The sequence below is a fragment of the Streptomyces rapamycinicus NRRL 5491 genome, assembly GCF_024298965.1.
GTDB lineage: Bacteria > Actinomycetota > Actinomycetes > Streptomycetales > Streptomycetaceae > Streptomyces > Streptomyces rapamycinicus.
Window position 1 is genome coordinate 1,541,344 of the sequence record NZ_CP085193.1, and the last position, 15,133, is coordinate 1,556,476.

At 72.8% G+C, this 15,133-nt stretch carries 13 protein-coding genes; 7 read left to right on the forward strand and 6 right to left on the reverse strand.

What is annotated here, in order from left to right; translation table 11 throughout:
* Positions 1-36 precede the first annotated feature (36 nt).
* Positions 37-426 carry an STAS domain-containing protein gene (locus LIV37_RS06310; RefSeq protein WP_121826207.1) on the forward strand — a complete coding sequence of 130 codons (390 nt, stop codon included), beginning with the start codon at positions 37-39 and terminating at the stop codon, positions 424-426.
* Here the strand turns inward: LIV37_RS06310 and LIV37_RS06315 are convergent.
* The 4 genes from LIV37_RS06315 to LIV37_RS06330 form a co-directional block, all read right to left on the reverse strand.
* The gene (locus tag LIV37_RS06315) at positions 325-1,326 is read right to left on the reverse strand and encodes a sigma-70 family RNA polymerase sigma factor (RefSeq protein WP_020866264.1); all 1,002 of its coding nucleotides are present in this window, start codon (positions 1,324-1,326) and stop codon (positions 325-327) included. The genes LIV37_RS06310 and LIV37_RS06315 overlap by 102 nt on opposite strands.
* Before the next feature lie 123 nt (positions 1,327-1,449).
* The gene (locus LIV37_RS06320; protein WP_020866265.1) at positions 1,450-1,689 is read right to left on the reverse strand and encodes a DUF6296 family protein; all 240 of its coding nucleotides are present in this window, start codon (positions 1,687-1,689) and stop codon (positions 1,450-1,452) included.
* 92 nt (positions 1,690-1,781) lie between these two features.
* On the reverse strand, positions 1,782-6,287 hold the full coding sequence (locus LIV37_RS06325) for a cation-translocating P-type ATPase (protein WP_243146393.1): 4,506 nt from the start codon (positions 6,285-6,287) through the stop codon (positions 1,782-1,784).
* Positions 6,288-6,359: 72 nt separating this feature from the next.
* Positions 6,360-6,653, reverse strand: a complete 294-nt coding sequence (locus LIV37_RS06330; RefSeq protein WP_148717869.1) for a hypothetical protein — start codon at positions 6,651-6,653, stop codon at positions 6,360-6,362.
* Between LIV37_RS06330 and LIV37_RS06335 the strand changes: the two genes are divergently transcribed.
* The 6 genes from LIV37_RS06335 (at position 6,652) to LIV37_RS06360 (ending at position 13,121) form a co-directional block, all read left to right on the forward strand.
* Positions 6,652-7,083: a hypothetical protein gene (locus tag LIV37_RS06335; protein ID WP_148717868.1), complete on the forward strand. Its 432-nt coding sequence runs from the start codon at positions 6,652-6,654 to the stop codon at positions 7,081-7,083. The two genes, LIV37_RS06330 and LIV37_RS06335, sit on opposite strands and share 2 nt — an antisense overlap.
* Positions 7,084-7,380: 297 nt before the next feature.
* Positions 7,381-8,001 carry a LuxR C-terminal-related transcriptional regulator gene (locus LIV37_RS06340; RefSeq protein WP_243146392.1) on the forward strand — a complete coding sequence of 207 codons (621 nt, stop codon included), beginning with the start codon at positions 7,381-7,383 and terminating at the stop codon, positions 7,999-8,001.
* Between the two features lie 193 nt (positions 8,002-8,194).
* Positions 8,195-9,031, forward strand: a complete 837-nt coding sequence (locus tag LIV37_RS06345; protein ID WP_020866269.1) for a hypothetical protein — start codon at positions 8,195-8,197, stop codon at positions 9,029-9,031.
* A complete protein-coding gene (gene cseB / locus LIV37_RS06350) occupies positions 9,028-9,789 on the forward strand; it encodes a two-component system response regulator CseB (RefSeq protein WP_020866270.1) in 762 nt (253 codons plus the stop codon). The genes LIV37_RS06345 and cseB overlap by 4 nt, the downstream gene beginning before the upstream one ends.
* A 2-nt stretch (positions 9,790-9,791) precedes the next feature.
* A complete protein-coding gene (locus LIV37_RS06355; RefSeq protein ID WP_020866271.1) occupies positions 9,792-11,102 on the forward strand; it encodes a sensor histidine kinase in 1,311 nt (436 codons plus the stop codon).
* Between the two features lie 138 nt (positions 11,103-11,240).
* Positions 11,241-13,121, forward strand: coding sequence for a transglycosylase domain-containing protein (locus LIV37_RS06360; protein ID WP_020866272.1), 1,881 nt, complete (start codon positions 11,241-11,243; stop codon positions 13,119-13,121).
* Here the strand turns inward: LIV37_RS06360 and LIV37_RS06365 are convergent.
* Together LIV37_RS06365 and ctaD are read right to left on the reverse strand one after the other, a co-directional pair.
* On the reverse strand, positions 13,108-13,455 hold the full coding sequence (locus LIV37_RS06365; RefSeq protein ID WP_020866273.1) for a hypothetical protein: 348 nt from the start codon (positions 13,453-13,455) through the stop codon (positions 13,108-13,110). The genes LIV37_RS06360 and LIV37_RS06365 overlap by 14 nt on opposite strands.
* A 2-nt stretch (positions 13,456-13,457) precedes the next feature.
* The gene (gene ctaD / locus LIV37_RS06370) at positions 13,458-15,122 is read right to left on the reverse strand and encodes an aa3-type cytochrome oxidase subunit I (RefSeq protein ID WP_020866274.1); all 1,665 of its coding nucleotides are present in this window, start codon (positions 15,120-15,122) and stop codon (positions 13,458-13,460) included.
* Positions 15,123-15,133 lie beyond the last annotated feature (11 nt).

The following is a 15,133-nucleotide window of genomic DNA, read 5'->3' on the forward strand; positions in this document are numbered from 1 at the left end:
TGGACGTTGACCGGTCCCGAGCCCGAGAAGCCGCCCATGCCGTCCCCAGCCGTGCTGGTGCTGGTCCAGCCGGTCACCCGCACCGAGGTGACACGGCTGTGCGAACGGCTGACCGCGCTGGCGCGCCGGGCCGGACCGGGGCCGGTCACCGTGGACGTGGGCGGGGTGGGACGGCCGGACCTGGCCGTGGTCGAGGCCCTGGCCCGGCTGCGGCTGACCGCCGGCCGGCTGGGGCGCGGGATCCAGCTCCGCAACGCCCGCGGCGAGCTGCGACGCCTGCTCGCCTGGACGGGGCTGGACGAGGCCCTGCCGGCCCCCGCGCCGTTAGGCCATGCCCTCGGGCCCGAGCCAGGCGGGGAGGCCGAACAGCGGGAACAGGCGCTCGGTGTCCAGGAAGGAGTTGAGCCCGGTGATCCGGCCCCCTGATATCTCCAGGACCTGGAGCGCCCAGGGCTCATGGCGGCCGTCGGCGCCACCCGGGCGGTACTGGCCGAAGGCGGGCATGCCGTTGGCCACGGTCGGCACCAGACGGGAGCCGCGGCAGCCGATGCCATGGCCCAGCAGCCACTGGCGGATGTCCTCGTGGCCGCGCAGCCACAGCTCGTACGGCGGCATGGAGAGCGTGGCGTCCTCGTGCAGCAGGGCGGTGAGGGAGTCCAGGTCATAGCGCTCGAAGGCGTCCACATAGCGGGCCAGCAGCGCGCGCTGCTCCTCGTCCAGCGGCTTGACCGGATCGGAGTCGCTGATCTGGCTCGCGGCGAGGGTGGCCCGGGCGCGCTGCAGCGCGCTGTTGACCGACGCGACGGTGGTGCCCAGCAGCTCGGCGACCTCGCTCGCCTTCCAGGCCAGCACCTCGCGCAGGATCAGCACCGCCCGCTGGCGGGGCGCCAGATGCTGGAGCGCGGCGATGAACGCGAGCCGCACCGCGTCCCGCTGGGCCGCGACCTCGGCGGGGTCTCCCCCGTCCGGCAGCACCTGGCCGTCCGGGACCGGCCCGATCCAGGTGGCCTCCGGCTGCTCGGCGAGCGTGGCCGGGAAGGGGGTGGCCGCGGAGGTCAGATCCATGGGCCGGGCCCGCCGCTTGCTCCCGCTGAGCATGTCCAGGCAGACATTGGTGGCGATGCGGTAGAGCCACGACCGCAGCGCGGACCGGCCCTCGAAGCGGTCCAGGCCCCGCCAGGCGCGCACCATCGTCTCCTGGACGGCGTCCTCGGCCTCGAAGGCCGAGCCCAGCATCCGATAGCAGTAACCGGTCAGCTGCGTGCGGTACGGCTCCAACTGGAGCTCGACACCGGTCGCGCCGTCCACCGCCGCCACATCACTCATCGCCGCACCTCGATCGCTTCGATCGCTCTTCGGACTCCCATCGGCGCCAAACCTAGCGGGCCCCACTGACAACGGCGCCGACCTGCGCAAACGACAGACGGCTCGGGGCGCCGGACGGGTGACTCAGGACACCGGGCGGGCACTGACCGCGGCGGCGTGCACCTGATGACCGCCGCTGGCCATCATCCGTACCTCCGCGCGGTCGCTGATCTCCGCCCGCACGATGCCGGTGTCGTCCACGTACACGGGGTGACCGCCCGGACCGCTGCTCTCCGTACGGTGCACCACCACGACGTCCTCGGCTCCCGGGTCCGGGGCGGTCGTATCCAGGAAGACCAGCTCATACCTCTCTCGGCTCCGCATCACGCCCTCCTCCGCACCGACCCGCCCCCGCCATCTCAAACCGGGACATTCAACACTATCGCTCGGGCCGGGCGGCGCAAGAGGTTCGGTGCTCACCGCGGTGCGGCGGCCGCCGGCCCGTCCTCGGCGTCCGTGCGCTCCTCCGCCGCCGCCTCCCCGGGCGGCGTCGTGTCGAGGTGCAGCATCGGCGCGAGGACGGGGCCGAACAGGGTGGCCACGGTGATCGAGCCCAGGGTGATGGCCCAGGCGAACGGGCCGAGCGGGGCGCAGTCGAAGAACTGGCTGACGCCCGGGGTCTGGATGATGGCGGCGAGCACCGCGGCGGAGCCCAGGCCGGCGATCAGGACGTGCCGGTCCAGGCCGCCCGTCGTCAGCGTCTGCGCCAGCTGGGTGCCGACCAGGGCGGCGAGCGCCACCGTACTGGCCCGGCGGCCCCGGCCGGTGAGCCGGGCGCCGGTCCACGCCAGTCCGGCCCCGGCGGCCGTGATGACGCCCCGCAGCAGCATCTCCTTGGTGAGCGCCACGCCCAGCGAGCGGCTGGGGCCCTCCTTGAGCAGCCGTTCGCCGGTGTGCCCGGTGGGCTCGCGCACCGCGATGGCGAGCGCGGGCGCGAGGTCGGTCAGCAGGTTGACCAGCATGATCTGACGCGCGCTCAGGGGCGTGGTGCCGGTCAGGGCGGAGGCCGCCACGCTGAAGGTGACCTCGCCGAAGTTGCCGCCGATGAGGATGGCCAGGGCGGCCCGGACCGAGGCCCACATGGCCCGCCCCTCCATCAGGGCCGAGACGATGGTCTCCAGGCGGTCGTCGGTGACGACCAGGTCCGCCGCGGCGGTCGCGGCGGGGGTGCCCCGCCGGCCGAGGGCGATCCCGACGTCCGCGAGCCGGATCGCGGGGGCGTCGTTGGCGCCGTCGCCGGTCATGGCCACCACCCGGCCGAGGCGCTGATACGCCTGGACGATGCGGACCTTGTGGTGCGGGCTGCACCGGGCGATCACGTCCACCGTGGGCAGCAGCTCGTCCAGCCGCTCGTCGTCCATCTCGTCCAGCTCCGGACCGGTGCTCACCTTGGGCTCGGAGACATCCATGACGGTGGCCGCGATGGCGTCCGCGGTGGCGGGGTGGTCGCCGGTGAGCATCACCGTCTGCACCCCGGCCTCGCGAAGCCGCTCGGTGGCCGGGCCGGCGCTGGTGCGGACGGGGTCGGCGAGCGCGATGAAGCCGAGGAAGTCCAGGTCCCGCACGGTGCCGTCGGTAAGGTCCTCGCCCGCCCGCATCGGGCGCTCGGCCACCGCCAGCACCCGCCGCCCCGCTCCGGCCAGCTCCTCGGCGGCGTCGGCCAGCTTCTTGATGTCCTCCGCGTCCAGTGGGGTGGCCCGGCCGGTGCCCGGTGTGCGCCGCCGGGCGACCCGCTCCAGGACGCCCTCGGGCGCTCCCTTGACGCTGAGGAGCGCGCCGTGCGGGGTGCGCCCGGCGGTGGCGTGGTAGGCGCGGGAGGGTTCGAAGGGCAGCGAGTCGGTACGGCGCCAGCGGGGCGCACCGCGCCGCACCCCGACCCCGGCCCGGCGCGCCCCGACGCTCACCGCGCGGTCGGTCCGGTGCGCCATGGGCTCGGCCTGGCGGGCCGGCGGGGTCGCGCGCAGGGCGGCGGCGAGCACGGCCTTACGGGGCGCGTCGAGCCGGTCGGCGGGGAGCGGGCCGCCGCCGTCGCTGACGGCCGCGAGCTGGAGGGTGCCCTCGGTGAGGGTCCCGGTCTTGTCGAAGCACAGCACGTCGGCGCGGCCGAGCGCCTCGATGGTGCGGGGGTTGCGGACCAGGGCGCCGAGGTCGGCCAGCCGCCGGGCGGCGGCCAGCTGGGCGGCGTTGACCAGGAACGGGAGCCCCTCGGGGACGGACGCCACGGCGAGGTTGACGGCGGAGGCGAGGTTTTCGGTGGGCGGCAGGCCGTGCAGCAGTCCGGCGCCGGCGACCGCGGCGGCGGACCCGACCGCGATGGGCACGCTGGAGCGGGTGAGCGCGGTCAGCCGGGCCTCGACACCGGTGACGGGGGCGGCCTGGCGGGCGGTGGCCAGGCTGCGGCCGACCTCGGTGGCCGGTCCGGTGGCCACGACGACGGCCTCCGCCCGCCCCGCGGAGACCGTGGTGCCCTCGTAGAGCATCGACCGGCGCTGGGTGATGTGGGCGCCGACGACCGGCGCCGGGGACTTGTGCACGGGGAGGGACTCGCCGGTCAGCGAGGACTCGTCGACCTCGAGCCCCTCGGCCTCCAGCACCCGGCAGTCGGCGGGCACCACGTCCTCCGGGCCGAGCACGACGATGTCGCCGGGGACCAGGTCCCCGGCGGTCACCAGGCGTTCCGTACCGCCCCTGCGGACCCGGGCGCCGATCGCCGAGCGGGCGAACAGCTCGGACAGCGCCCGCTCGGTCCTGACCCGCTGGAATCCGCCGACGAGCGCGGAGATGCCGGTGATGGCGGCCACCAGCGCGGCGTCGGTGCGCGAGCCCACGGCGGCGGCCAGGGCGGCCCCGGCGGCCAGGACCGGGGTGAGCGGGTTGGCGAGCTCCTCGATGAACGCGGCGGGCAGGGTGGTGCCGGTGGGCTCGCCCCGGCGCGGCCCCTGCGCGGTGCGGGACGCCGCCTCCTCCGGGGTCAGCCCGCCGGGCCCGGTGCGCAGCCGCTCCAGCACCCGGGGGACGGGCATCAGATACCAGGGGGTGGTGGTCACCGGCGGGTCCATGGGGCGGGCGAGGAGCTGGCGGGCCCGCCAGTTGCCCAGGGCGAAGGCCAGGGTCCCCGCGGTGGTGCCCGACGCCGCGCCGCGCGCGGTGGCCTGGTCCGGGGGCGCCTGGAGGGCGGCCACCGCGCCGATGGCGCTGCCGCCGGCCGACAGCAGGGCGCTCTCCCGGTCGACCCGCGCGGCCACGCCGACGGCGTCCACGATCAGCCCGGCCGACTCCAGGTCGGCGCCGACGAGCAGATGGGCGCCCCAGGCGGGGGGCTCACCGTCGCGGTGCACCCCGATGCCGCAGTCGGCGGCGCCCAGGGCCCGGCGGTTGCCGGAGAGCAGCAGCACCACGGCGCCGTCGGCCTGGAGGGAGCGTACGGAGGCCACCAGGCGGCCGCCGGAGGGCACCACCGCGTCGGCGAAGGTGATGTCCGCGGGCTGCTGCCGGTCGGTGGCCAGGACGATGCGGGACCCCGCCCGCCGGGCGGCGGCCGCCACGGCCTCGGCGCCGGGCACGGCCTGCGGGGCGAGGCCCACCACCGCCTGGAGCTTGCTTCCCCGGGCCAGGCCGAGCACCCGCTCGCTGCCCCTGCGGCGGAGCCTCGCCGCGGTCTGCTGCCCGGTGCGGCCCGTCAGCTCCAGCGTGTCCAGGGCGCCGAGCACCCATCCGCCTGCGCGGCGGGTCTCCAGGGGCTCATCGGAGTCGAAGAGGTCGAAGAGCCGCTCGGCGGTCCGCTCGGGGTCGGCGCCGCCGAGGAGTTCCAGGTCGATGGGCTCGTAGCGGTCGCCGCGCAGCGCCGCCTCGTCCAGCACAACGGTGTCGACCTGGCCCAGCCGCCGCAGCGAGCTGCGGTCCATGGCCAGGACGCCGCGCAGCGCCAGGAACCGGCCGAGGCTGGTCGCGAACCCCTCCCGGCCCGCCCCCGGCGCCTTGGGTACGGAGGAGAACCCGACGGCGAACCCGCGGCGCGGGCCGGCGAAGGGGGCGGTGAGGACGCCGGCCACGGCCCCGGCGGCCATGGAGCGCTCCGCGAAGCGCTCCACGGCGTCCTTGGGGGGCGGCCCGGGCCGTTCGACCACGATGGGCTCGGCCACCACGTCCTGGGGGCCGTGCACCAGTTGCGGCTCCATCGCGGCCCAGGCCCGGCCCTCCGCCTCCGCCTCCCGCCACAGGGCCATCCGCTGGATGAGGTCGAGCGCGAGCCCCCCGCCCCGGGTGGCCACGCCCTGGGTCAGCGCGCTCAGCACCGGCAGCGTCGATTCGGTCGGCCGGCCCCGGGTGATGGCCAGGGCGAGGCGCCGCAGGCGGGGGTGGTTCTGGATGACGGACATGGCGGCGGCCACCTCGGTGGGCAGCTTCAGCCAGGGGACCAGGCGCAGGGCGGTGGCCACGCTCAGGCCCACGACGTCCGCGGCCATGACGGCCAGCGACTGGGCCTCCCTGGCACCGCCGGAGGGGTGGCGTGGTTCGGGGGCCCATTCGTCGAACTCCTCGGCGGGCCCGGCGGGCTCCTGGATCTCCGCGCGCTCGATCCGGGCGATCAGGTCGAGTTCGGACGGGGGCGGCTTGCCCACGGCCACCACGACCCGCTCGGAGGGCGCGTTCACACGGGCCCACCGCACCCGCGGATGCTCCTCGAGCGCCCGCTCCACCCGGCGGGCCACCTGCTCGCCGCCGATGCCGTGCACCCCGCGGACCTCGATGTAGTACCGCCCCGGGTAGGACCAGATCCCGCGCTCGGAGGGCCGGACCAGCCGTCCGACGGCTCCGGCGGCATCCCGCACGCCCGCGGCCACGCCGCTCTTGATGGGCGCGAGCAGCAGCGAGGGCGGCAGGGGCAGGCGCAGTGCTGACAGCGACGGCAGCGGTGACATCGAGGGACCTCCGCTCTCCGGGCGGCCTGCCCGGTTCATCCCGATTACCCTGAAAGGGGAAGAAGATTCCGATCACCGTGTGGACGTGAGACCAGTGACCACTCCCGCTACTTCACGCAAGCGCAGTTCCTCGACCGCCGCGAAGAAGACGGCATCACCGGCACGCGGCGGCAAGTCGACGACGAAGTCCCAGACCACGCCGACCACCTCGAAGCCCTCGCAGGCCAAGAGGACGACGAAGTCCACCAGGCCGTCGAAGACCACCCAGCGGCAGCGGACGGCGAAGGCCGCGAAGGGCCCCATGGAGACATCGCGCAGCGACGGCAGGCGCCGTCTGACCGTCACGGTGCCCACGTTCGATGCCATGGGCCATGCCACGAAGGAGGGGTTCGACACCGTCGGCCACGCCACCAGGGAAACCCTCGACACCGTGGGCCACGCCACGATGGAGACCTTCGGGACGGTCGGCCACGCCACCACCCGTGCGACCGGTGGTGCGGCCAAGGTGGCGATGATGCCGATCGAGATGGCCCGCCGGGTGCTGCCCGCCAAGGGCGGGCTCCCGCTGTACGTGGGGCTCGGGGCGCTGGGCGCCGTGGAGGTCATCGAATGGCCGGTGGCCCTCGGCATCGGGGTCGGTTACGCGGTGCTGCGCAAGGGCGGCATCATGGCCGAGCCGTCCGAGCGGCGCGGCACGGCCCGCGGCGGGGGCCGTACGGCGGGCCGCTCGAGTTCGAAGAGCGCCCGTTCCGGGAGCCGTTCGCAAACGCGTAGGTCCGCGAAGGCCGCGGCGTAACGCTTCGACCAGCGGCTTCGCGCCGCATCAACTCCGTCCGCAAAGCGGTCAAAAAACGGGCACAACTCTGTTGGAAACGGGCACCCCACAGTCACCGTAGCGTTGGTATACACCAGGAAGCGGGCCTAACACCCGTCACTGAATTCCCCCTGGGGTCCGGCGCATTGCGTGGCCGCGATGCGCCGACCCTCCGTCACCTGGGGGTTCACCCGAGACGGACTGACCACTCCGTCACGAACCGACCGAAAGCGGTGACTCCTCTTGGCCCTCCCCCACAGCGCTCAGAGTGCCCCTCGAGTGCCCGGACAGGCAGTGTCCGCCGCCTCGCGGCACGCCACCGGAATGGCCACGCTCGCCCCTGACCTCCATGTGGTGGCCGGGGACGAGGACTTCTTCCGACACTTCGGCGCCTCGTCCGCCGAGTTGTGCGGCCGCAGCCTGTTCGACCTGCTGCACCCCAGCACCCCCTCCGTCCTGCGGGAACACTTCTCGCGGCTGCACGACGGGCGGCGCACCCGCTTCACCGAGCGCGTCCTCGGCTACCACTCACGGGGCAAGGTGTTCTCGGGCAAGCTCACCGGCACGGCCATCCAGGGCCGGTCCGACCGACTCGCGGCCATCGTCGTGATGGTCAAACCGGATGACGAACGACCAGAGGAGGAACCGACCCCCACCAGCCAGAAGCTGCTGTCGCCGCTGGAGGCCCGGATACTCGAGGGCGTGGCCACCGGCGCGTCGACCGTACAGATGGCCGCCAAGCTCTATCTCAGCAGACAGGGCGTCGAATACCACGTGGGATCCATGTTGCGGAAGATGAAGGCACCCAACCGGGCGGCCTTGGTCTCGCGCGCCTACGCGGCGGGCATGCTGACCGTCGGCACCTGGCCGGCCCGCGTTCGCCCGGAATTCATCAAGTGACGCAAATCATGTGACGCCGCGTCATACGGAACAGGCCCGGGGCAGTGCCGCCCCGGGCCTGTCGTCTTCGGCGGCCCGGCCGATACGTCATGACTCCCGCGGCCCGGCCGGTACCTGACGATTCCCGCGGCCCGGCCGATACCTCACGGGTCCCGCGTGGCACGCCTCCGTCGCTCAGTAGGCTGAGACGGCCATGCGTTCACTCCCCACCGGATCGCGCACCGCGCGACGACGCCCCCGCCCCGGGCTGCCCCGCGCCCTCCTGCCCGCCGTGGTGGCCGCCTGCGCCGCCGTGACCGCCGCGGGGTGCGCGGCCCAGGCGGGGGTGCGGGACGACGGCGCGGCGCCCTCGCTCTCGGCACCGGCCAGCGCGGTTCCGCTGTGGCCCCGGTACACCCCCTCGGCCGTGACCACGCCCCGCGAGAAGCCCGACTTCGCCCGCTACCTTCCGGTGGACAAGGTCAAGGTGCCCTCGGGCGGACTGGCCGCCCTGTCCGCGAAGAACCTGCTGCTCCACGACCCCAATGTGCCTGCGGTGGTGCAGAAGGAGGTCTCGCTGTGCCCGGACGGCGGCTACTGCCCGCTGCGGGACACCGTCCACCGCGATCTGACCGGTGACGGCCGGGACGAACTGGTGGTGGCGGCCGATCTGCCGGCGTTCGAGCGGACGCTGCTTCAGGTCTACACCGCCCCGGGCCGCACGGTCCGTCCCGTGCTGATCTACTGGGGCCCGCCCGGGCTCACCGGCGAAACCTTCGGCCGTGATCTGCTGATCTCCGCGATCGGCGGAGACGGCCGGGTCACCACCCGCTTCCGCTGGAACGGCACCGTCATGGCGGCCGTGACACCCGAGGACGGCACGGCCACCCGGACCCCGCTCCCGGACGGCGCGGCCACCGGGCCCCCCGTCCCGGGTGAGGGCGCGGCCGCCCGGACCGCCGACCCCGGCGCCGCACCGGAGGCCGTGCCGAGCAGCACCGGCGCAGCCGCGGACACGGGTACCCGTACGGAGACGAGGACGACGCGATGACCACCGCCTTCACCCCGCCCGGCCCGGGCTCCCCGACCGAGGCGCATCTGCTGCTCGTCGAGGACGACGAGGTGATCCGCAATACGGTGCGGATGGCCCTGGAGCGGTACGGCTTCACCGTGTCCACCGCGGGCGACGGCCTCACCGGGCTGGAGATCTTCCGGGAGAGGCAGCCCGATCTGCTGCTGCTGGATGTGATGCTGCCCGAACTGGACGGCATCGGACTGTGCCGCCGGGTCCGCGAGTTCAGCCTGGCGCCGATCCTGATGATGTCCGCGCGCGGTGACTCCCTGGACGTGGTCTCCGGTCTCGAGGCGGGCGCCGACGATTATGTGATCAAGCCGTGCGAGAGCGCGGTCCTGGTGGCCCGTATCCGCTCGCTGCTGCGCCGCGCCTCCTTCACCCCCGTGGCCCGCGCCTCGCGCGCCGAGGCGCGCGGCGGGGCTCCGGAGGCGGATGGCGCGGCCGGTCCCGACACCCTCGTCTTCGGCGATCTGACCATCGACACCCGCGGGATGGAGGTGCGCCGCGCCGGAGAGCCGCTGGCCCTGACCCCCACCGAACTGCGGATGCTGCTGGAGTTCGCCGGCTCGCCCGGTGTGGTGCTGGAGCGCCGTACGCTGCTCAGCCGGGTCTGGGACCACGCGTGGCAGGGCGACACCCGTGTGGTCGACCTCCATGTGCAGCGGCTGCGGGCCAAGATAGGCGCCGAACGGATCGAGACGGTCCGCGGCTTCGGCTACAAGCTGCGGCGCTGACGATGACGCTGAGATGGCGGATAGTCGCCCTGGTCGCGGCGGCGACCTGTGCCGCCGCGGCCGCGGTGGGCGTGCTGGTGCACCACGCCTCGCGCGACCGCGAACTGTCCCAGGCGCGTGACGGGGCGCGGACCACGCTCGACCGCGCCGCGGTCATCTACGCCCGCACCGGCGCCGTCCAGGGCTCCGGGGCGGTGCTGGACGCGCCCGGGCTCCCCGGGGATCTGCGGCGCCTGGTGGAAAAGGGCCACCAGGGCACCGAGTTCACCACCGGCCCGGGCGGGCCCGCGATGTGGGCGGCCCGGCCCGCCGATGACCAAGTCCTGTCCGTACGCCTCGACATGAGCACCACGATGCGCGACATCGGCGCGCTGGACACCAACATCATCCTGGCCGGGCTGATGACCACCGCCGTGGTGCTGCCGCTGGGGGTGCTGACCGCCGAGCGGATGAGCCGGCGGCTGCGGCTGGCGGCGGCCACCGCGCGGCGGATCGCGGCCGGGGACCTGGACGCCCGGATCTCCCCCGCCACCCGCCCGCACGACGAGATCGCCGAGATCTCCGGGGCCGTGGACTCGATGGCCGCCGCGCTGCAGGAGCGGCTGCTCGACGAGCAGCGGTTCACCGCCGATGTGGCGCATGAGCTGCGTACTCCGCTGATGGGTCTGGTCACCGCCGCCGAGTTGCTCCCACCGGGCGAGGCGGCCGGGTATGTGCGCGACCGCGTGCGGGTGCTGAGCACGCTGGTCGAGGATCTGCTGGAGATCTCCCGGCTGGACGCGGGGGCGGAGGAGGCCGATCTGTCTCCCTGCCCACTGGGGCCGGTGCTCGAGGAGGCCATCGCGGGCACCGGGCTGCCGGCGCGGCTGCGGACGGGCGCGGCGGAGGACACCGGGCAGCGGGACTGCGAGGACACCGGGCAGCGGGACGTCGCGGACGGCCCGAAGGTGTGGACGGACCCCCGCAGGCTGACCCGTATCGTCGCCAATCTCGTGGTCAACGCCCATCGCCACGGCCGCGAACCGGTCGAGGTGACGGTGGCGGCGGACGGCCGTACCGTGACGGTCCACGACCACGGCACCGGCTTTCCGGACGATCTGCTGGAGAAGGGCCCGCAGCGGTTCCGCACCGGGGTCCGGGAGCGGGGCCGGGGCCACGGCCTCGGGCTGACCATCGCGGCCGGCCAGGCTCAGGTCATCGGCGCCACGCTGGAGTTCGGCAACGCGCCGGACGGCGGGGCGGTCGCCACACTGCGCCTGCCCGAGCGGCCCGAGCGGCCCGAACCGCCGGAGCCCGGACCGATACACGGCTGATACACCGTCGAGCGGAAGTCGAGACCCGGCCGAGTCCCCGCCGAGACCGCCCGTTGCGGTTCCGAAGATCTTCGCTGAGGAGGATGGCGCCGACCCGCGCGAAACCTCGCGGACGGGATCGACGGAGGAGCAATCGGCATGGCAGGTCCCCTGACGGCACTACGCGTACGGTTCACACCGGACTCGGAGCAGACGCCGCGGGACACCAGACCCCCGGGCCGGCGGCGCGGAGCGAGGGGACGCGGCAAGCGGAAGCGCACCGGCATCCGGCGGTTCTTCACCTGGCGGAAGCTGCTCGCCTATGTGGCCGGCCTGTGCGCGCTGCTGACCGGGGCGTTCACGGTGCTCTACTACTCGATCGACATCCCCAAGGCCAACGCCCAGGCGAAGGCGCAGAGCAACGTCTACAAGTTCAGCGACGGCAAGATCCTCGCCCGCACCGGCGAGATCAACCGAGAGATGGTCACCCTCGACCGGGTGCCCACCGGTGTGCAGCACGCGTTCGTGGCGGCCGAGAACAAGTCCTTCTACAAGGACTCCGGCGTGGACCCGATGGGCATCCTGCGGGGGCTGGTCAACACCGCGACGGGCAAGGGCACTCAGGGCGGCTCGACCATCACCCAGCAGTACGTCAAGAACTACTACCTGAGCCAGGAGCAGACCGCCACGCGCAAGATCAAGGAGCTGGTGATCTCCCTCAAGGTCGACCAGCGCAACTCCAAGGAGGACATCCTCGCGGGGTATCTGAACACCAGCTACTTCGGCCGCGTCGCCTACGGCGTCCAGGCCGCCGCCCGCGCGTACTACGACAAGGACGTGGACGACCTCACCGTCGAGGAGGGCGCGTACCTCGCGGCGCTGGTGCAGGCCCCCAGCCAGTACGACTGGGCCGTCGCGAGCCCCAAGGCGAAGCGCCTGGTCACCCGGCGCTGGAACTACGTCCTGGACAACATGGTGGACATGCACTGGCTGGACCCCGCGGAGCGGAAGCGGATGCGCTTCCCCGTGCCGGTGGCCCCCGAGCCCGCCCCCGGTCTCGGCGGACAGGCCGGGTATCTCGTGGACGCGGCCCGCAACGAGCTGATCGCCTCGGGCGTCAGCGAGCAGGAGCTCGCCGCGGGCGGCTGGACCATCACCCTCAATGTCGATCCGGCCAAACAGCGGGCGCTGGAGGAGACGATGCACCAGGGCCTCGACGGCTCCGCCAAGGGCAAGCGGGCCCGTGCGGACGCGGCCGCCACCCAGGGCGGCGCGGTGTCGGTGGACCCGAGGAACGGGCGGATCGTCGCGCTCTACGGCGGCCGTGACTACACCCGGCACTATCTGTCCAACGCGACCCGCGGCGACTACCAGGTGGGCCCCGTCTTCGAACCGGTCTCCACCGCCGCGTCCCTGGACGCCAAGATGCGGGACGGGGCCACCGCCGGGGGGCTGCCGGAGGTCAAGCGCACCGCCGGGGCGCTGGGCATGGAGACCGACGGCGGCGGCTTCGCCACCAAGGAGTCGGTGGGGCTCGGGCTGATGGGTTCGAGCCCGCTGAGGATGGCCGGTGTCTACGCCTCGTTCGACCACGAGGGCAAGCGGGTCACCCCGAGCATCGTGAAGTCCGCGCGGCGCGGCGACGAGACGGCCGGGCCGCCGAAGGCGGTGGGCGACCGGGCGATCGCCCCCGCGGCCGCCCAGCTGATCACCCGGAGCCTCATCGAGGACGGCGGAGCGACCGCGGTACGCGCCGTCAAACGGCCCTCGGCGGGCAAGGGCGGGATCTCCGACGACAAGAGGGCGGCCTGGTACGTCGGTTACACCCCGGATCTGGTCACCGCGGTCGCCCTCTTCGGCGAGGACGCCAAGAAGCGGAAGCAGATCCCCTTGACGGACGCCCGTGTCCAGCGGGTCGCCGAACTCTGGAGCCACTACACCGGCCAGGCGCTGGGCGACGCGCCCCCGGCCTGGTTCGACTTCGGCCCCGGGCCGGGGGCGGTTCCGGTCCCGAGGCAGACGGGGCCTACCGGACGGTGAGGGCGGCGGCGAGGCCGCCGGAGAGGGCCGCGGCCCCGAGGAGGCAGGTCAGCAGCAGCCGGCGGCGCAGCGTCCGGTAGACCTCCTGGTACTCGGCCCGCAGCTGCTCGCAGCGCCGCACCACCGTGCGCAGGGTCTGCTCGGTGACGGCCAGCTGGTCCTGGAGGTAGACCCGCTCGACCTCCGCCCGCTGGGCGGAGGTCAGCCAGTCGAGCCGCCCGGTGAGGCGGCGGGCCCGCTCCCGGGCCGCGTCCCGCTCGCCCTGCAGCAGCAGATAGCCCTCGATCTGGTTGATTCCGGCGGCGATACCGGGGGGCTCGGCGGCTCTGGCCATACTCACGCCACACTCTCCTTCTGGCCGACATCGGGATGGTGCAGATCGAACGCGGGGGATTCGGAACGGATCTTCGGCAGGCTGACGAAGTTATGGCGCGGCGGCGGGCAGGAGGTCGCCCATTCCAGCGAACGTCCATAGCCCCAGGGATCGTCGGTGACGACCTTCTCGCCGTACTTGGCAGTCTTCCAGACGTTGTAGAGGAACGGCAGGAACGACAGGCCGAGAACGAAGGAGCTGATGGTCGAGATGGTGTTCAGGGTGGTGAAGCCGTCGGCCGCCAGGTAGTCGGGAATTCTGCGGAGCATTCCCTCGGCGCCGAGCCAGTGTTGCACCAGGAACGTGCCGTGGAAGCCGAGGAAGAGGGTCCAGAAGGTGATCTTTCCCAGCCGTTCGTCGAGCATCTTGCCGGTGAACTTGGGCCACCAGAAGTGGAATCCGGCGAACATGGCGAAGACCACGGTGCCGAAGATGACGTAGTGGAAGTGGGCGACCACGAAGTAGGTGTCCGAGACATGGAAGTCCATCGGCGGCGAGGCCAGGATCACGCCGGTCAGACCGCCGAAGACAAAGGTGATCAGGAAGCCGACCGCCCAGAGCATCGGGGTCTCGAAGCTCAGCGACCCCTTCCACATCGTGCCGATCCAGTTGAAGAACTTGATGCCGGTCGGCACGGCGATCAGGAACGTCATGAAGGAGAAGAACGGCAGCAGCACGCCGCCGGTGACATACATGTGGTGCGCCCAGACGGTGACCGAAAGGCCCGCGATGGAAATCGTCGCGGCGATGAGCGAGATATAGCCGAACATCGGCTTCCGGGAGAACACCGGAATGACCTCGGAGATGATGCCGAAGAACGGCAGCGCGATGATATAGACCTCCGGATGGCCGAAGAACCAGAAGAGATGCTGCCAGAGCAGCGCCCCGCCATTGGCCGCGTCGAAGACATGCGCCCCGAATTGGCGGTCCGCCTCCAGGGCGAACAGTGCCGCCGCGAGCACCGGAAAGGCCAGCAGCACCAGCACACCGGTCAGCAGCACATTCCAGGTGAAGATGGGCATGCGGAACATCGTCATGCCCGGGGCGCGCATACAGATGATCGTGGTGATGAAGTTGACCGAGCCGAGGATGGTGCCGAAGCCGGACAGGGCCAGACCCATGATCCACATGTCCGCGCCGACACCCGGCGAGCGGACCGCGTCCGACAGCGGTGAGTAGGCGAACCAGCCGAAGTCGGCCGCGCCCTGCGGAGTCAGGAACCCGCCCACCGCGATCAGCGAACCGAAGAGATACAGCCAGTACGCCAGCATGTTCAGCCGCGGGAACGCCACATCGGGCGCACCGATCTGCAGCGGCATGATCCAGTTGGCGAACCCGGCGAACAGCGGGGTGGCGAACATCAGCAGCATGATCGTGCCATGCATGGTGAACGCCTGGTTGAACTGCTCGTTCGACATGATCTGGATGCCCGGCCGGGCCAGTTCGGCGCGCATCAGCAGCGCCATCACCCCGCCGATGCAGAAGAAGGCGAACGAGGTGATCAGGTAGAGCGTGCCGATCGTCTTGTGATCGGTGGTGGTCAGCCATTTCACGGCCGTGGCCCCCGGCCCGGGGCGGCGCGACGGCGGGGCGGCAGGCGCCGCCGCGACAACGGTGTTGTTCCTCATGATCCAAAGGT